The following is a 15,655-nucleotide window of genomic DNA, read 5'->3' on the forward strand; positions in this document are numbered from 1 at the left end:
AAGACAAAGCCAATTCATATCAAATGCTGTTTAGCAAAATGCTCTGCCATTTTTGTTACATAACTAAAATCGTTTTTCATAGCATCTTCAAAATCTTTGGCATGATGTATAATCGCATCGGTGTATTCCAAACCTAATCTTTTAATATCAGTTTCGTTTAAATCTACAGCACCACAAAACGCAGCTACTTTTATCTTTTGTGCTTCCGTAGAAGCTAAAACCCCTTTTATTGTTTTTCCTGAAAAAGTTTGAGCATCCAACTTACCTTCACCTGTAATAATCCAATCTGCATCTTTTATATTTTTATCAAATTGCGCCAAATCCTTTATCAATTCAATTCCCGATTTTAAATATCCATTAAGAAACACTTTTGATGCTATCCCCATACCGCCAGCTGCACCTGCACCCATAACCAACTGTGCATCAACATTAAAAGTGCGTTGTAATATTTTAGAGAAATCTTCAAGTCCTGTATTCAACATTTCAACATCCAAATGGGTTGCGCCTTTTTGTTTCGCATACACATAAGCCGCTCCGTTTTCTCCATATAAAGGGTTAGACACATCACAAGCTACTTTAAAATTCACATCTTTAAGTTTCGGATGTACTTTGGAAATATCTATTGTTTCTATCTGTGATAAATTTGCCCCAATGGGTTTTACCTCAGCGTCATCCCCATCTAAAAAATGATACCCCAAAGCACTGGCCATTCCAATGCCACAATCGTTTGTAGCACTTCCACCAATACCCAAAATCACTGTTTTTACCCCTCTTTTTATAGCATCTTTTATTAATTCTCCAGTACCAAAGGTTGTAGCATTCTTACAATCCAATTGTTCTGGATTAAGCAATTTTACACCGGATGCCTCTGCCATCTCTATAAAGGCGGTTTTTGTTGATGATGCATACAAATACGATGCCTCTACAGGTTTAAAAAACGGATTACTAACCTTTACTTTAACAACCTTACCCGCTAAATAATAATTTACAACTGCAATAGTACCATCCCCACCATCAGCAAGTGGTAATTTTATAATATCACAATTTGGAATTATTGTTCGAATACCACTTTCTACAGCATTACAAAACTCCAATCCTGTTAACGAGTTTTTAAACTTATCTGGTGCTAAAACAATTTTCATTCCTCTAAAATACAACTCATTTTCCTAAAGTTTAGACCACAAAACTTCATTTGTATCACTATTTTAATATTTTTGCGGCATGGATATTATAGACGCTATCATACTTGGTATTATTCAAGGACTTACTGAGTTTTTACCTGTATCTTCAAGTGGACATTTAGAACTGGGAAAAGCCATTTTAGGCGATAATTCTGTACCTGAGGAAAGCTTATTGTTTACTGTTGTGCTTCATTTTGCAACAGCATTAAGCACCATAGTTGTATTTAGAAAAGACATACTGGACATTATTAAAGGCATTCTAAAATTTAAATGGAATGAGGATATGCAATTTTTAGCAAAAATTGTGGTGTCGATGCTACCAGCTGTAATTGTAGGTTTATTTTTTGAAGAACAATTAGAAGCTTTATTTGGCGGTAACATTTTACTAGTAGGTTGTATGCTAATCATAACAGCTTTACTCCTATTTCTTGCAGACAAGGCGAAAGACACTAATAAAAAGGTAAGTTTTGCCAATGCTTTTATGATAGGTATTTCTCAAGCCATTGCCATGCTTCCCGGAATTTCACGTTCTGGAGCTACTATTTCAACTTCAGTATTATTAGGAAATGATAAAACCAAAGCCGCACGTTTCTCATTTTTAATGGTGGTGCCTTTAATTTTTGGAAAGATTGCTAAAGATATTTTAAGTGGCGATATTTCTACTGAAAGTCAAAATTTTACGGCCTTATCCATAGGTTTTGTAGCAGCTTTTGTAGCAGGTCTTTTTGCCTGTACTTGGATGATTGCCTTGGTAAAGAAAAGCAAATTATCGTATTTCGCTATCTACTGTGTTATTGTTGGTGTGATTGCAATTATTGTATCTCTTTTGAATAACTAATGACTGCTGAAGATTACCTTTCTGGACAGGTTTTACTCATTGATAAACCTTTAAACTGGACGTCATTTCAAGTGGTTAACAAATTGCGTTGGGAAATACGGCAAGCCTTCAACATTAAAAAAATAAAAGTAGGACATGCCGGCACTTTAGATCCTTTAGCAACAGGGTTATTAGTAATTTGTACAGGCAAAAAAACTAAGGAAATAAATACGTATCAAGGGCAAGTAAAGGAATATACTGGTACATTTATATTGGGAAGCACAACCCCTTCTTTTGATTTAGAAACTGAAATAGATAAGACATTTCCAACGGAACACATCACGGAAGATGCAATTCATAACACCACTAAGGCTTTTATTGGAGACATTCAACAATTTCCTCCTGTATTTTCAGCTATAAAAAAAGACGGAAAACGTTTGTATGAGTTTGCCAGAGCGGGAGAAGACGTTGAAATAAAATCGAGAACGGTATCTATTTTAGAATTTGAAATTACTAAAATTAATGACCTCCAACTTGACTTTAGGGTGGTTTGTAGTAAGGGCACTTACATTCGTTCCTTAGCTAACGATTTTGGTAAAGCATTAAACTCTGGAGCGCATTTGTCAACTTTAAGACGCACCAAAATTGGAGACTTTAATGTAGAAAATGGCATGTCTATTGAGGCCTTTATCAGTAGTTTAAAAAACTAAAATCTAAATATTTACGTATATTTCAGTGTAAAAACATTGCTAAAACATCGATTTGAACCTAACAAATCAACATAAAGCCCTATTATTAACACTACTCATTACAGGTACCGTAGTACTCTCTGTTTTTAACTTAAGTTTAAAAAAACAGAATGAGAGAATGGCCGAAAGCTATTATGAACTAGAACCTGAAAAAGAACTTACCGAGGAAGAAATTAAAGTACTGGAAGCTTTAGAAAACAACAATAATGCTAAAGCAGAAACCAACAAAGCATTTAACGAAACCAAAAACAACAAACATTTTGCACAAGCTTATAAAACCATTGCGCCTCCTGAGGATTATGAACCTCGCTCTAATTCCATAAATAGTGAGGAAGCCTTAGAAAGCTTTAAATCTAAATATAAAAACAACAACCAAGCTAAGCTTAAAAGTGAGGATTTATCATCTTTTAGTAAAGTAAATGATGTACTAAAAAAACAACAAGGAGAAGGGGCTAATACTAAAAGTACTGTAAGCTATTCGCTAAAAAACCGTGATGATATTTATATTCCTATTCCCGTGTATCTCTGTGAAACAAGTGGGAAAATTGTAGTAAACATAACGGTAAACGCAAGTGGCAATGTGATTGACGCCTACACAAACACATCATCTACCTCATCAAATGAATGTTTAATTGAGCATGCACTGCAATATGCTAAAGACTCAAGGTTTAGCAAAGATGCTTCTAAAAAAAGTCAAATAGGCTCAATTACCTTTAACTTTATAGGCAAACGTTAGAGGGTTCTAGCCTAATTAATATTTCAATAATATCTTCTATTATATTTTTCCCTTTATTGTCATTATACCAATGCTGCAAATCTTTTTTAAAGCCCTCTGTAAGCATACCATTAATTGCTTTAAATCTATTCACATAACTAGTAGCTTCACTTGGTCTCGGGCCATAAGTATCTATAACATCTCCAGTAGTACTATCAATGATTATGAGTTTAGGAATAGCTTTACTGCCATATGTTAAAAATGCATCCATCAACCGCGGATTTTCATCACGAAGTACTACTCTAAAGGTAATATTAGGATTAATTTCGGCAATTTTATTTAAGACAGGCAAAACATGTGCAGCGTCTCCACACCAACTTTCGGCAATTACCAACCAAGTGATTTTAAGATTGAATTGCAAAAGTTTTGCTCTTGATGAAGCTGGGACTTTTAAAGTTTTATCCCAACGCCTCATGCGTCTATCATTCAACTTTGTATAGTTTACCAATACTTCTGATTGATTATGACCAGTTGTTGCATTGTTTTGCGTCAATTCTTTCACTAGCGCACGATATGTTTTGTACGACATACTGTGCTTAATCCCAGATTCTATAATACGTTTCATGATACATACTTTTTAAGACTGTGTGGCAAATTTAATCGGAAGGCTATCGTAATCCGCTGACTTTTATCATGTTTAAAAAAAACAGGTATATTTTAACAAAAAAAGTAGCGCAAAGCGCTACTTTTTATATTAGTATTAACCTTATTCAACACTAAATACAAACTTCAGGTTTAAACCTGCAAAGCATTTTTGTTATATCATCAATAATATTTTGTCCCTTGTTTTTATTATACCAGACTTGTAAAGTTTCCTTAAATTCTGGAGTTAATTTACCATATTCGGCTTTATAATTATTTACCAAAGCGGTTGCCTCGCTTGGTCTTGGCCCATAAGAATCCTGAACTTGCCCTGTCTCATTATCAATTACAACCAACTTAGCAATAGCTCTACCACCATTAGTTAAAAACATGTCCATAAGCTCTAAATTCTCGTCGCGAAGCACTAATTTTAAATTGATATTGGGATTGAGCTCAGCTAACTTATTTAAAACAGGAATAACATGTGCTGCATCGCCACACCAGCTTTCCGTAATAACCAACCATGTTGTAGGTGTATTGAACTCTAAAACCTTGGCTTTAGTAGCTTCCGATACTTTTAAGGTTTTATCCCAACGTTTCATACGGCGAGCATTAAGCTTGGTGTAATTAATTAATGCTTCTGTTTGTTCTATACCTGTAGTACCGTTAGTCTCTGCCAAAGTGTTTACTAAATCTTTGTAGGCTTTATAAGATATGCTCTTATTTAAACTTTCTTGAATTGTTGGGTGTATCATTTTCTTTCATTTAATATCTTGTTTGTCTCACTTTTAATAACATCCTTACGAAATGCAATACAATGCTTTTTTTTACCGACCAAATGTGGCATGGGGTGTATTATCTTGTTCTTATTTTTAAGAATATTTTACTGAATTTTTGCTTACTAAATATTTAAAAAAAGAGTAACTTTAATCCTTAAAACCATAAACATATGAATAAACAAAGATGTGGCTGGTGCATAGGCGACCCGCTTTATGAGGCATATCACGATGAAGAATGGGGCGTTCCTGTATATGATGATGACACACTGTTTGAATTTTTAATTTTAGAAACTTTTCAGGCTGGATTAAGTTGGATAACTGTATTACGTAAACGTGAAAACTTTAGAAACGCTTTTGATAATTTTGATTATAAAAAAATAGCACTTTACAATCAAGATAAAATAGCTGAATTACTGCAAAACACTGGTATTATTCGTAACAAATTAAAAGTTAACGCTACCGTTACCAATGCCCAAGCTTTTATTAAGGTACAAGAAGAATTTGGTAGTTTTAGTAAGTACATTTGGGGTTTTGTAAATGGTAAGCCCATAAAAAATGCTTTAACGGATTATAAAAATGCACCTGCAAATACAACTTTAAGTGATACAATTAGTAAAGATTTAAAAAAACGGGGGTTTAAGTTTGTAGGTACAACAGTGGTATATGCATACATGCAAGCTATTGGTATAGTAAACGATCATGAAGTAAGTTGTTTTAGGTATCATGAAGTATAGTTTTATTTGCCTTTTATGGTTTTCTTTTTCCTTTTCCCAAACTAAAGATGAAAGGGAAGAGCGTATACCGCTTTCTGAGTTTCCCAAAGTTGCCCAAAACTACTTTAACAATTTCTCTGATAAAGTGAAATACCTAAAATTTTATCGTGAGACTGATGGTAATAAAAAAAGCTTTGAGGCAAAGTTTAAAATACACCAACTCTATTACAGTGCAGAGTTTGATACTCTGGGCAAATTGGAAGATATTGAAATAGTAATTAAAAAAAGACATATTCCTCAAGAAGTCTTCACTAAAATCATGACTTTTTTTGATGCCAATTATAAAAAAACACGACTGTTAAAAATTCAGAAACAGTATGTAAATTACACTGATGCAAACGATAAAACCTTTATACAACACATTATTGACAACCCTAATGATAGACATACAAATTTTGAAATTATTGCCGAAACAAAAACTGATAAACTACGTGAATTAAGCGAATTTACTTTTGACAAAAATGGCAACTTTAAAAGTTCTCGTAAAGTTACCTCATCTTCATACGAACATGCGCTATATTAAATTGTTTATTCTTTTCTTTGGGTTGTATATTACAAATGTAAACTTGTCTGCACAAAATAACTTTACAGGTTTTGGCGAATCGGTATTAGCAGTAAACCATAAAGCATCACAATCTTACACCGTAAGTTTCGCCCTGGAAGCGCGTTATTTCTTGTATAAAAACAATGCCCTACTGTTAAAGCAGCAACAAGTTGATTTCGCTCATTTTTCCACCTTACATTTTAACTATAACCATTCTTTGAGTTTAGGTGTTGAATACAGAAATAGGGTTGTATTTAATGAGGGTTCTAATGAATTAAGACTCACAGAACAGTACAATTACAAAACACAAAAACTAGGTGTACGTTATGGACATCGTTTTAGAAGTGAGCAACGTTTTTTTGAAAACGAAACCGTTTTTAGGCAGCGCTACCGTTTCGCTGTAGATTTTCCAATAAATGGCGAAAAGTTAGATATTGGTGAGGCTTACCTAGTTAGCACTGTTGAAAGCTTATTAAGCTTAAGCCAGGCCAATAAACCAGAAACAGATATTAGGTTAGCATCTCAAATAGGTTGGCAAATTACCGAAGATTTAAAATTACAAACGGGATTAGAATACCGTTTAGGTGCATTTAATGTAGACACGACACATCAACTGTTCTTGTTGACTACTGGAGTTTTAAAGATTTAAAAAAACAAAGCAACCTAACCTTTTAACAATTTTAAAAAGTCATCTCTAGACATATCTTCAGCACCTAAACTAGCCAAATGATTGGTAAACACTTGACAATCTATAAGTTTGTAATTGGTATTTTGAATAAATGTAATAAACCCCACTTTACTCGCATTACTTTCTCTAGAAAACATACTCTCTCCTGTAAAAATCCCATTGCCTAAATCTATTCCATATAATCCACCAACAAGTGCATTGTTATTCCATACCTCAATAGATTTTGCATAACCTAATTCATGCATTTCAGTAAAAGCTTCAATCATGGTATTTGTAATCCAAGTGCCCTGTTGTCCACTACGTTTTGTCTCAGCACACGCTTTAATTACATCAACAAATGCCTTATTAATTGTAACAGAATAACTTTTGTTACGTAACACTTGCCGCATACTCTTAGAAATCTTAAGCTTTTTAGGAAACAATACAAAACGCGGGTCTGGACTCCACCATAAAATGGGCTCATCACTTTCAAACCAAGGGAAAATACCAGAGCGGTAAGCCAGTAGCAAGCGCGCCACAGACAAATCACCGCCAATAGCCAAAATACCCTCCTCGGTGGCCTCTGAGATATCAGGAAACCATAACTCGTCAGTTAAGAACTTCACTTTAGAATTTAATTTTTCTTGGTCTAATTAAAGACAAATGCAATTTTCTATAAAAATAAGAAACCTCAATGCCTTTTAAAAACATTGAGGTTTATTTTGTAACCTTTCAACTGCGCTTAGGGTAAAATCTAATTGAAAGGAAAAAAATCTTTGACTTAGAATGGTAAATCGTCGTGATCTTCTTCTTTTAAATCGCCAGCAGGTTCGAAAGCATCCGCTGGAGGCACTGGAGGCATGTTTTCTCCTGTTGCTACGGGTTGTAATGCTTCAATTCTCCATCCCTGTACAGAGTTAAAATATTTAGTCTCTCCTTGAGGGTTTACCCATTCTCTACCACGAAGATTAATATTGATTTTTACTTGTTGACCTACTTGATAATTATTTAGCAAATCAGTCTTATCTTGTACAAACTCAACCAATATATGCTGCGGATATTGCTCTTCTGTAGTTACAACAACCTCTCTTTTTCTAAATCCGTTGCTCCCAAAAGTTTGGGTTTCCCCAATCATTTTAATGCTTCCTTGAACTTCCATGTATTCTATAATTTATTTTAATTTGATTTCTAACTTAATAATACTTTCCATGCACTTTGCACATCTCCAAAACTTAAATACTTATGTGCTAGTTTATGCTTCTCTCTGTGGTTAGCTTCTTTTATTTTAGGATAACGCTCCCCTATATCACTTATAAAACTGGCAACTTCAGTTTCACTCGGTAATGCTTCTACGTTACCTAACATCCCTAAATCGTTTCCCGTTAAAATCATACTGTTTTTCACATGATCTGGAAAACTATCAACCCCTACACCTTTAGCTAAAGGTTTGGGTATTTCAAAAAAACCTTTATTAGCTCTTGTATAAAAACTACCTCCAGCTCGTGCCACTAAATCCAACTTTTTCTGATCGATGGTACCATCTTCATTTAAAAACTCATCATCTATATGAAATTTAAGCACTTCACAAATCACTAGATTTCCGGCACCTCCTTCGGTACCTAATGCTACAACTTCGTTAACCTTACATTCAAACTGAATGGGAGATTCCGCAACACGAAATGGTTTTACAACATCAGATGCCAACATTGTTAAACCCGCCTTTTCAAACTCATTAACATCTTGAGCGTACTCTGCACTTGCTAGAGACATTTGATACACCAAATCATAATTAATCACATTTATAACTACCTCTTTAATAGCTTCAACATTATTCAAGGTGTGTTTCACAGTGTTATCCCTTACACGCCTGGCAGGAGAAAAAATTAACACTGGTGGATTGGCACTAAACACATTAAAAAAACTAAATGGCGATACGTTTGGGTTTCCATCAGCATCAATAGTACTGGCAAAAGCAATTGGTCTTGGGGCTATAGCGCTCAACAAAAGACCATGTAATTTACTGGTTGTTAAAGCATTTGGAGTATACGATGCCATTTATTTTTTTCAATTTGAACAAATGTAACCATTCTTACACTTATCTAAAAACCGATTTACTAACAAGTTGAACAATAATATTAACAGATTTACATTATATTACAGGTTAAATAATTTTTGAATGATTTTCACTAAATACTCCAACTCTTTTCGCTGGATAATGATAGCGCTTTCGTTCATTATCGTAATCTTGATTTTGTGGAATACTTATGTGTTTTTTCAGAACTTTAAGGAAGAAGAACGGGTAAAGATGGAAAACTGGTCGTTTGCTCAAGATGAACTTATAAAGTCTGACAAAAATACCAACTTAAACCTTACCCTTAAAATCCTACAAAGTAACAATACTACACCTATGATTGTTATAAATACAGATGGTAGTATTGATAATCATTCCAATTTAAACGATAATAAAATAAACGACCCTAAATATGTTGAGAAGATTGTAAATCGTTTTAAACAGGAAAACGCTCCAATTAATGTGATTATAAATGGAAAAGTACTGCAAACTATTTATTATGGTAATTCCCCTTTACTAAACAAATTGAAATACTACCCTCTGGCTTTATTATTGATTATTTTTCTTTTCGCAGGTGTGATCTACTTTTTTTATAAGAGCAATAAAAATGCTAGTCAAAATAAATTATGGAGTGGTATGGCAAAAGAAACCGCACACCAAATTGGCACACCGCTATCCTCTTTAATTGGGTGGACTGAGTTATTAAAAACCGAAAACGTTAACCCTGAATATATTACTGAAATTGAAAAAGATATAGACAGGTTACAAACTATTACAGAACGTTTTAGCAAAATAGGATCGTTACCAACATTAGAAACAACTGATATTGTTGAAGAGACTAAACAAGCCTACGAATATTTAAAACGACGTTCTTCAGATTTAGTGGAATTTAATATTATTACTCCTGACGACAATATCCTAGTAAAAATAAACAAACAACTATATGGGTGGACTATTGAAAACTTAGTTAAAAATGGCATTGACGCTATGAAAGGCAGAGGTAAAATTACCATTGAAATTACACAACTAGAACACCATGTAAAAATAAATGTAAGTGATACAGGTAAAGGTATCCCTAAAAAGAATTTTAATACAATTTTTGAACCTGGCTATACTACCAAAAAGCGAGGTTGGGGTCTAGGTTTATCGCTTACAAAACGTATTGTTGAAGATTTTCATAATGGCAAAATAAAAGTACTAGAATCTACCCTAGGCAAAGGTTCTACTATACAAATAAGTTTAAACAGAGCGCATCAATGAGAACCGAAAACCTAATTACAATACATACTGCTGCTTTAAAAAATAATTGTCCTGAATGCTTTAGTAAAGATGGGTTGCAACTTACATTTAAACAAAAATGCATTGAAACTTCATTCTATAAAGCTATCACTAATAGCATAAGTCATGAAATATATTGTAACTCCTGCAACAGCAGTATTTACCCAGAGCGTTGGACGGATGATATAGAACGTGTTTTTGAATACCATAAAAAAGCATTAACATCTAAACCAACATCAAAAAAATTTAAAAAAATATTCTGGGCAGTATTTATTATAGGAACATTAATCGCTATTGCATTAATAGCTTTAGCGCTATTTAACTCAAAGTAATTATCCTAAAAATTCTTAGCAATGGCTGCTGCTGTTTTTTCAAAATTTTCAGGACCCATTTTCACTTTTTTAATAAAACGGGCATCGTCCATGGAATGTAACGGAATTAAATGCACATGCGCATGTGGTACCTCCAGACCTATAACTGAGATCCCTACTCTATTGCAAGGTATTGTTTTCTCAATCGCTATTGCGACCTTTCTAGAAAAATGCATCAATCCATTGTAAGTAGCCTCATCTAAATCAAACAATTTATCAACTTCTTTTTTGGGTATACACAAGGTATGGCCTTCTGTATTTGGGTTTATATCCAAAAATGCAAAAAACTCATCAGTTTCAGCTACCTTATAACAAGGAATTTCTCCGTTAACTATTTTAGTGAAAATTGAAGCCATTAATAATTACAATTACCTAGATATTTCAATGATATCAAATTTCATTACACCATTAGGTACTTGAATTTCAGCTACCTCCCCGACAGATTTTCCGAGAAGCCCTTTACCTATAGGAGAATTTACAGAAATTTTACCCGAAGCCAAATCTGCTTCTCCATCAGCAACTAAAGTATAGGTCATTTCCATACCATTAGTTTGATTTTTTATTTTCACTTTAGATAGTACCAAGGCTTTAGAAGTATCCAATTGGGATTCATCAATCACACGGGCGCCTGCCAAAGCTTCTTCCAATTTAGAAATACGCATCTCCAACATACCTTGAGCTTCTTTTGCAGCATCATACTCAGCATTCTCACTTAAATCGCCTTTATCTCTTGCCTCGGCAATCGCTTTTGATGCCTTTACGCGCTCAACATCCTTTAGTTGTTGTAACTCGTCTCGCAATTTTTTTAATCCCTCAGGTGTATAGTAAGATACTTTACTCATAACTTCATATTAAATAATTAATAATTTCTTTCGTTATAGCTAAAAAAGATCCCGAAACAAGTTCGGGACAAAAGAAAAAATCCCGCTTTCACGAGATTGTAAAGCAAATATACAAAATATTTAAGTGCGTTTGTATTTTATTGTAAATTGCGGTCTAATTTTCAAGATTTTATGAGAATCCTCATTGCCTTTATAAGTTTACTTGTATTTACCAACTGTAGCAGTAATTCAGTAAACGACCAAAACTGCCAGTTTCTATTAGATGTCACAGTAAACGAGTCTATTAATTTAAACTTTCCTGTATATAGTCAGTTGCAATTTCCAAGCAACCCTACCTATATTCCAAATATTGGCAATGGAGGCATCATAGTAACAAACACAGGTAGTGGTTTTGCCGCTTTTGATGCCGCAGATCCTAATCGCATATTTGAAGCCTGTTCTATTTTAACTATTGAGGGTCTCAATGGTGTAACCAGTTGCGACGATAAAAATGAATATAATTTATTTACAGGGGAACCCGTTAATAACGGCAATTTAAGATGCTCCCTTAGGCGGTATCGTACGGAATTAAATGGTAATATTTTGGTAATATTTAACTAAACTATCAACCTAATCAATACCACCTTTTAGATTTACAAAAGAAACATTCTCTAAATTGTTTTCTAAAAAAGTTATGGCTCTTGCACTTCTAATTCCAGATTTGCAGTAGACTACCAATGGCTTAGTTGTATCAATTTCTTTATACCTAATAGCCAATTCGCCTAAAGGTATGTGTTGCCCTCCAATATGGTGTTGTTCTCTTTCCCAAGCTTCTCTTACATCTAACAAATTGTATATGTCTTTATTAGCATCTAAATCTTCTAGCGTAATTTCTTTTTCTATTTGAGGAATGCCACAAAAGACATCGTAATTCGATTCTAAATTTGTAATGTTTAAGCTTTCGTTTTTACCAAACTTAAATTGCATTTGTTGCATTGTAAGCGCATTAAACGTCAATAGTTTTCCAGAAAGTATTTCTCCTAATCCTAAAATTATCTTCAGTGTTTCGTTGGCTTGATAGTTACCTACAATACCTGGTAGCACACCTAAAACGCCAATCTCTGAACACGAAGGCACAGACCCATGTGAAGGAGGTGTTGGATACAAACATCTATAGGTTGGTCCGTTGTTATAATTGAATACGGTTACTTGCCCTTCAAACTTAAAAATTGAACCAAAAACTAGTGGCTTATTGGTTATTACTGCAGCATCATTGCACAAATATCTGGTTTGAAAATTATCGGAACCATCAACAATAATATCATAATTTTCAAATAATACTAAGGCATTTGTAGTACTTAAAAACTCTTGATGTACATTAAATTCCACATAAGGATTTAGTTGTTTTAACCTAATGGCTGCACATTTTGCTTTTGGTTTTTCTACATCATCAACTGTATATAAAATTTGACGTTGTAGGTTAGACATATCAACGGTATCTCCATCTACAATTCCTATAGTACCCACACCTGCTGCTGTTAAGTATTGAAGAATTGGGCAACCTAATCCGCCAGCACCAACTACCAATACTTTGGCTTGTTTTAGCTTTTCTTGTCCTTCTAAACCAATTTCATTTAATAGTAAATGACGGCTATAGATTTTTTTTTCGTTTTGACTTAACATTGTTTTTGAACTAAAGATATCTGATTAGTTAAATGCTTCCCAATCTTTCCAAACAGGTTCTAAACCTTGTTTTACCAACATACTGGCAATGTCTTCTGTTGGTCTTTCATCTGAAATTTCAAACTGCTCTAAAGTTTGTGGATCTACAGTATAACCTCCTGGATTGGTTTTAGATTCTGCACTTATAGAAGTAATTCCTAAATTAACGATGTTGTTTCTAAAGGTTTCACTTTCTCTGGTAGATAATGACAATTCTACGTCTTCATCTAACAATCGAAATGCACAGATAGTCTGCACTAAATCTCTATCGGTCATTTCAACTTTAGGTTCTAAACCTCCACTATGTGGTCGTAATCTTGGAAATGAAATAGAGTATTTAGTTTTCCAGTAGGTTTTCTGTAAATATTTTAAGTGTAAAGCTGTAAAAAAACTATCTGCTCTCCAATCTTCTAAACCAAACAAAGCACCTAAACCAATTTTATGGATGCCTGCTTTTCCTAATCTATCTGGTGTATCTAAACGGAAGTTAAAATTAGATTTTTTTCCTTTGGGATGATGTTTTTTATATTCGGCTCTATGGTAGGTTTCTTGGTAAACCAAAACTGCGTACAAGCCAGCTTCTATCAAATCTTCATATTCGTCTTGATGTAATGGCTGTACTTCTATAGTAATGTTAGAAAATTTATCATTAATAAGTGCTATAGCATGTTTAATATAAGGCACACCTACTGTTTTATTGGCTTCTCCTGTTACCAGTAAAATATGGTCATAGCCTTTTTGTTTTATAAACTCAACTTCTTTAATAATTTCAGCATCTGTTAGAGTTCTTCTTGGAATTTTATTGGTCATGCTAAACCCACAATAGGTACAAATGTTTTGGCATTCGTTAGACAAATACATAGGGATGTACATTTGAATGGTATTGCCAAATCGTTTCTTGGTAATGGCTTTACTCTGAATGGCCATTTGCTCTAAAAAAGGGGTAGCTGCAGGAGATAGTAATGCTTTAAAATCTTCTAAATCTCTTTTTGATTTTTGTAATGCAAACGTTACGTCTTGGCCTGTTTTGGCATTAATACTGGCCAAAGTTTCATCCCAGCTATAAGTATCGAATATGTCTTGAAATGTACTATTCATTTTAATTTAAAAAACTAGTTAGTGGGCTACTTGCTTCTGCATGTTGTTTTACACTTGCTAATTTTGCATTGTATGCCATTCTACCCGCTTGCACCGACATTTTAAATGCTTTTGCCATTTCAACTGGATTTTGTGACACAGCAATTGCTGTATTTACCAAAACGGCATCTGCACCCAATTCCATAGCATAAGCGGCATGAGATGGTGCTCCAATACCTGCATCTACCACTACAGGTACGTTACTTTGTTCTATTATTATTTCTAAGAAATCATCGGTTTTCAACCCTTTATTTGTTCCAATTGGTGCTCCTAAAGGCATTACACATTGCGTTCCTACTTCTTCTAAACGTTTACACAATACTGGGTCTGCATGAATGTATGGCATTACAACAAAACCTAATTTTACCAGTTCTTCTGCTGCTTTTAAGGTTTCAATTGGGTCTGGCAATAAATATTTTGGGTCTGGATGAATTTCCAATTTAATCCAGTTGGTTTCTAAAGCTTCACGTGCTAATTGTGCTGCAAAAACAGCTTCTTTAGCATCTCTTACTCCAGAGGTGTTAGGTAACAAATTTACATGTGGTTGATTGATACTTTGCAACATTTTGTCTTGCTCATCTTCTACATCAACTCGTTTTAAAGCCACTGTTACTAGCTCACTTTCTGAAGCTAAAATGGCATCAGCCATGAGTGCATTAGAACTAAATTTACCTGTTCCCGTAAATAGTCTCGAGTTAAATTCTTTATTGGCTATTTTTAATGTATCGCTCATTTTTTTATTTTTTAAAACTATAACGCTGTTCCATAACACTTCCGGTATTTAAGAGTGTATGGAATGCTTTAATTTTAGTAAAGTCTTTGGTTATTTCTCCTGAAATTGCAATGCCGTGAATTCCTGTGGTTAGCAACTCAGTAACGTCTTCTATTGTAATGCCTCCAATGGCTATTACAGGCGTTTCCGTCTTTAATTCTTCTATTATGGATTGATATCCCTCATTGCCTAAAATAGGACTTAAATTGTCTTTTGTACTTGTAAATCTAAATGGTCCTAAACCAATATAATTTACTTGCTTTTCAATAAGTGTTTTGCAATCTTCAAGGGTATTTGCTGTGCCTCCTATAATTTGCCAGCTTTTCAATTCCTTTTTTGCAACTGTTGGGCAGGTATCTGTTTTTCCTAAATGCACTCCATCTGCATTTACCTTTTTTGCAATCTTATAATGATCATTAATAATTAACCTTGTTTGGTAATAGCTCGTTATTTCTCTAACTTCTTCAGCGGCTTTTAATACTTTTTTTTCTGAAATATTTTTTAATCGCAATTGCACCAATTCTGCTCCATGTTGACATGCTTTTTGAATATTTTCTATATGCGCCTTAGCGTTTGCGCCTTGTGATATGTAGTGTAGTTTGTTAATAGCCATTGG

General features: G+C 34.0%; 21 protein-coding genes. 9 read left to right on the forward strand and 12 right to left on the reverse strand.

Annotation, left to right across the window (positions count from 1 at the left end; translation table 11 throughout):
• Nucleotides 1-14 precede the first annotated feature (14 nt).
• On the reverse strand, nucleotides 15-1,142 hold the full coding sequence (locus JS605_RS02460; RefSeq protein WP_203256093.1) for a glycerate kinase: 1,128 nt from the start codon (nucleotides 1,140-1,142) through the stop codon (nucleotides 15-17).
• Nucleotides 1,143-1,221: 79 nt separating this feature from the next.
• Between JS605_RS02460 and JS605_RS02465 the strand changes: the two genes are divergently transcribed.
• The 3 genes from JS605_RS02465 to JS605_RS02475 are packed head-to-tail and all read left to right on the forward strand — an operon-like array spanning nucleotide 1,222 to nucleotide 3,483.
• Nucleotides 1,222-2,019 carry an undecaprenyl-diphosphate phosphatase gene (locus JS605_RS02465; protein ID WP_203256094.1) on the forward strand — a complete coding sequence of 266 codons (798 nt, stop codon included), beginning with the start codon at nucleotides 1,222-1,224 and terminating at the stop codon, nucleotides 2,017-2,019.
• Nucleotides 2,019-2,708 (forward strand): tRNA pseudouridine(55) synthase TruB, encoded by a 690-nt coding sequence (truB, locus tag JS605_RS02470; protein ID WP_203256095.1) that lies wholly within the window; start codon nucleotides 2,019-2,021, stop codon nucleotides 2,706-2,708. Before JS605_RS02465 ends, truB begins: the two co-directional genes overlap by 1 nt.
• Before the next feature lie 52 nt (nucleotides 2,709-2,760).
• Nucleotides 2,761-3,483 (forward strand): hypothetical protein, encoded by a 723-nt coding sequence (locus JS605_RS02475; protein ID WP_239000235.1) that lies wholly within the window; start codon nucleotides 2,761-2,763, stop codon nucleotides 3,481-3,483.
• Here the strand turns inward: JS605_RS02475 and JS605_RS02480 are convergent.
• Together JS605_RS02480 and JS605_RS02485 are read right to left on the reverse strand one after the other, a co-directional pair.
• Nucleotides 3,467-4,087, reverse strand: a complete 621-nt coding sequence (locus tag JS605_RS02480) for a thioredoxin family protein (RefSeq protein ID WP_203256096.1) — start codon at nucleotides 4,085-4,087, stop codon at nucleotides 3,467-3,469. The genes JS605_RS02475 and JS605_RS02480 overlap by 17 nt on opposite strands.
• Nucleotides 4,088-4,238: 151 nt before the next feature.
• Nucleotides 4,239-4,859, reverse strand: coding sequence for a thioredoxin family protein (locus JS605_RS02485; protein WP_203256097.1), 621 nt, complete (start codon nucleotides 4,857-4,859; stop codon nucleotides 4,239-4,241).
• A 194-nt stretch (nucleotides 4,860-5,053) separates the two neighbouring features.
• Between JS605_RS02485 and JS605_RS02490 the strand changes: the two genes are divergently transcribed.
• Genes JS605_RS02490 through JS605_RS02500 form a run of 3 tightly spaced genes read left to right on the forward strand, consistent with a single transcriptional unit; the run spans nucleotide 5,054 to nucleotide 6,849 of the window.
• Entirely contained in the window at nucleotides 5,054-5,617 is a 564-nt protein-coding gene (locus tag JS605_RS02490) for a DNA-3-methyladenine glycosylase I (RefSeq protein ID WP_203256098.1), read from the forward strand.
• Nucleotides 5,607-6,179 carry a hypothetical protein gene (locus JS605_RS02495; protein WP_203256099.1) on the forward strand — a complete coding sequence of 191 codons (573 nt, stop codon included), beginning with the start codon at nucleotides 5,607-5,609 and terminating at the stop codon, nucleotides 6,177-6,179. The genes JS605_RS02490 and JS605_RS02495 overlap by 11 nt, the downstream gene beginning before the upstream one ends.
• Before the next feature lie 43 nt (nucleotides 6,180-6,222).
• A complete protein-coding gene (locus JS605_RS02500; protein ID WP_239000236.1) occupies nucleotides 6,223-6,849 on the forward strand; it encodes a DUF2490 domain-containing protein in 627 nt (208 codons plus the stop codon).
• Nucleotides 6,850-6,863: 14 nt separating this feature from the next.
• Here JS605_RS02500 and aat read toward each other — a convergent pair whose 3' ends face one another.
• The 3 genes from aat to JS605_RS02515 form a co-directional block, all read right to left on the reverse strand.
• Nucleotides 6,864-7,493 carry a leucyl/phenylalanyl-tRNA--protein transferase gene (gene aat / locus JS605_RS02505; protein WP_203256101.1) on the reverse strand — a complete coding sequence of 210 codons (630 nt, stop codon included), beginning with the start codon at nucleotides 7,491-7,493 and terminating at the stop codon, nucleotides 6,864-6,866.
• A gap of 155 nt (nucleotides 7,494-7,648) precedes the next feature.
• Complete coding sequence (locus JS605_RS02510; RefSeq protein ID WP_203256102.1) at nucleotides 7,649-8,026, reverse strand: DUF3127 domain-containing protein; 378 nt, start codon at nucleotides 8,024-8,026, stop codon at nucleotides 7,649-7,651.
• A gap of 29 nt (nucleotides 8,027-8,055) precedes the next feature.
• Nucleotides 8,056-8,922 carry a flavin reductase family protein gene (locus JS605_RS02515; RefSeq protein ID WP_203256103.1) on the reverse strand — a complete coding sequence of 289 codons (867 nt, stop codon included), beginning with the start codon at nucleotides 8,920-8,922 and terminating at the stop codon, nucleotides 8,056-8,058.
• 121 nt (nucleotides 8,923-9,043) lie between these two features.
• Here JS605_RS02515 and JS605_RS02520 point away from each other — a divergent pair, with 121 nt between their 5' ends.
• Together JS605_RS02520 and JS605_RS02525 are read left to right on the forward strand one after the other, a co-directional pair.
• Nucleotides 9,044-10,198 carry a sensor histidine kinase gene (locus JS605_RS02520; protein WP_203256104.1) on the forward strand — a complete coding sequence of 385 codons (1,155 nt, stop codon included), beginning with the start codon at nucleotides 9,044-9,046 and terminating at the stop codon, nucleotides 10,196-10,198.
• Nucleotides 10,195-10,548, forward strand: a complete 354-nt coding sequence (locus tag JS605_RS02525) for a hypothetical protein (protein ID WP_203256105.1) — start codon at nucleotides 10,195-10,197, stop codon at nucleotides 10,546-10,548. The genes JS605_RS02520 and JS605_RS02525 overlap by 4 nt, the downstream gene beginning before the upstream one ends.
• Before the next feature lie 5 nt (nucleotides 10,549-10,553).
• On the opposite strand, the gene JS605_RS02530 is transcribed toward JS605_RS02525, so the two are convergent.
• Complete coding sequence (locus tag JS605_RS02530; protein WP_203256106.1) at nucleotides 10,554-10,943, reverse strand: HIT family protein; 390 nt, start codon at nucleotides 10,941-10,943, stop codon at nucleotides 10,554-10,556.
• Nucleotides 10,944-10,955: 12 nt separating this feature from the next.
• Nucleotides 10,956-11,429, reverse strand: a complete 474-nt coding sequence (gene greA, locus JS605_RS02535; RefSeq protein ID WP_203256107.1) for a transcription elongation factor GreA — start codon at nucleotides 11,427-11,429, stop codon at nucleotides 10,956-10,958.
• A 171-nt stretch (nucleotides 11,430-11,600) separates the two neighbouring features.
• Between greA and JS605_RS02540 the strand changes: the two genes are divergently transcribed.
• Complete coding sequence (locus JS605_RS02540; protein WP_203256108.1) at nucleotides 11,601-12,029, forward strand: Rieske (2Fe-2S) protein; 429 nt, start codon at nucleotides 11,601-11,603, stop codon at nucleotides 12,027-12,029.
• A 9-nt stretch (nucleotides 12,030-12,038) separates the two neighbouring features.
• On the opposite strand, the gene moeB is transcribed toward JS605_RS02540, so the two are convergent.
• From moeB to thiE, 4 genes are read right to left on the reverse strand one after another with little or no spacing between them, the layout of a single operon-like run.
• Nucleotides 12,039-13,091 (reverse strand): molybdopterin-synthase adenylyltransferase MoeB, encoded by a 1,053-nt coding sequence (gene moeB / locus JS605_RS02545; protein WP_203256109.1) that lies wholly within the window; start codon nucleotides 13,089-13,091, stop codon nucleotides 12,039-12,041.
• 24 nt (nucleotides 13,092-13,115) lie between these two features.
• Nucleotides 13,116-14,228, reverse strand: a complete 1,113-nt coding sequence (gene thiH, locus JS605_RS02550) for a 2-iminoacetate synthase ThiH (protein WP_203256110.1) — start codon at nucleotides 14,226-14,228, stop codon at nucleotides 13,116-13,118.
• 1 nt (nucleotide 14,229) lies between these two features.
• Nucleotides 14,230-15,000, reverse strand: coding sequence for a thiazole synthase (locus tag JS605_RS02555; protein WP_130937313.1), 771 nt, complete (start codon nucleotides 14,998-15,000; stop codon nucleotides 14,230-14,232).
• A gap of 4 nt (nucleotides 15,001-15,004) precedes the next feature.
• A complete protein-coding gene (gene thiE / locus JS605_RS02560; protein WP_203256111.1) occupies nucleotides 15,005-15,652 on the reverse strand; it encodes a thiamine phosphate synthase in 648 nt (215 codons plus the stop codon).
• Nucleotides 15,653-15,655: the final 3 nt, after the last annotated feature.

Origin of the sequence: Hyunsoonleella ulvae (assembly GCF_016827605.1) — a bacterium.
Lineage (GTDB): Bacteria > Bacteroidota > Bacteroidia > Flavobacteriales > Flavobacteriaceae > Jejuia > Jejuia ulvae.

Excerpts from the sequence above, each read along its gene's own strand:
- JS605_RS02460 (WP_203256093.1), bottom strand. The coding sequence starts at position 1,142 with ATGAAAATTGTTTTAGCACCAGATAAGTTTAAAAACTCGTTAACAGGA.
- JS605_RS02480 (WP_203256096.1), bottom strand. The coding sequence starts at position 4,087 with ATGAAACGTATTATAGAATCTGGGATTAAGCACAGTATGTCGTACAAA.
- JS605_RS02540 (WP_203256108.1), top strand. The coding sequence starts at position 11,601 with ATGAGAATCCTCATTGCCTTTATAAGTTTACTTGTATTTACCAACTGT.
- JS605_RS02490 (WP_203256098.1), top strand. The coding sequence starts at position 5,054 with ATGAATAAACAAAGATGTGGCTGGTGCATAGGCGACCCGCTTTATGAG.
- thiE (WP_203256111.1), bottom strand. The coding sequence starts at position 15,652 with ATGGCTATTAACAAACTACACTACATATCACAAGGCGCAAACGCTAAG.
- moeB (WP_203256109.1), bottom strand. The coding sequence starts at position 13,091 with ATGTTAAGTCAAAACGAAAAAAAAATCTATAGCCGTCATTTACTATTA.
- JS605_RS02465 (WP_203256094.1), top strand. The coding sequence starts at position 1,222 with ATGGATATTATAGACGCTATCATACTTGGTATTATTCAAGGACTTACT.
- JS605_RS02515 (WP_203256103.1), bottom strand. The coding sequence starts at position 8,922 with ATGGCATCGTATACTCCAAATGCTTTAACAACCAGTAAATTACATGGT.
- JS605_RS02510 (WP_203256102.1), bottom strand. The coding sequence starts at position 8,026 with ATGGAAGTTCAAGGAAGCATTAAAATGATTGGGGAAACCCAAACTTTT.
- JS605_RS02520 (WP_203256104.1), top strand. The coding sequence starts at position 9,044 with ATGATTTTCACTAAATACTCCAACTCTTTTCGCTGGATAATGATAGCG.
- truB (WP_203256095.1), top strand. The coding sequence starts at position 2,019 with ATGACTGCTGAAGATTACCTTTCTGGACAGGTTTTACTCATTGATAAA.
- greA (WP_203256107.1), bottom strand. The coding sequence starts at position 11,429 with ATGAGTAAAGTATCTTACTATACACCTGAGGGATTAAAAAAATTGCGA.
- JS605_RS02495 (WP_203256099.1), top strand. The coding sequence starts at position 5,607 with ATGAAGTATAGTTTTATTTGCCTTTTATGGTTTTCTTTTTCCTTTTCC.
- JS605_RS02555 (WP_130937313.1), bottom strand. The coding sequence starts at position 15,000 with ATGAGCGATACATTAAAAATAGCCAATAAAGAATTTAACTCGAGACTA.
- JS605_RS02525 (WP_203256105.1), top strand. The coding sequence starts at position 10,195 with ATGAGAACCGAAAACCTAATTACAATACATACTGCTGCTTTAAAAAAT.
- JS605_RS02485 (WP_203256097.1), bottom strand. The coding sequence starts at position 4,859 with ATGATACACCCAACAATTCAAGAAAGTTTAAATAAGAGCATATCTTAT.
- JS605_RS02530 (WP_203256106.1), bottom strand. The coding sequence starts at position 10,943 with ATGGCTTCAATTTTCACTAAAATAGTTAACGGAGAAATTCCTTGTTAT.
- thiH (WP_203256110.1), bottom strand. The coding sequence starts at position 14,228 with ATGAATAGTACATTTCAAGACATATTCGATACTTATAGCTGGGATGAA.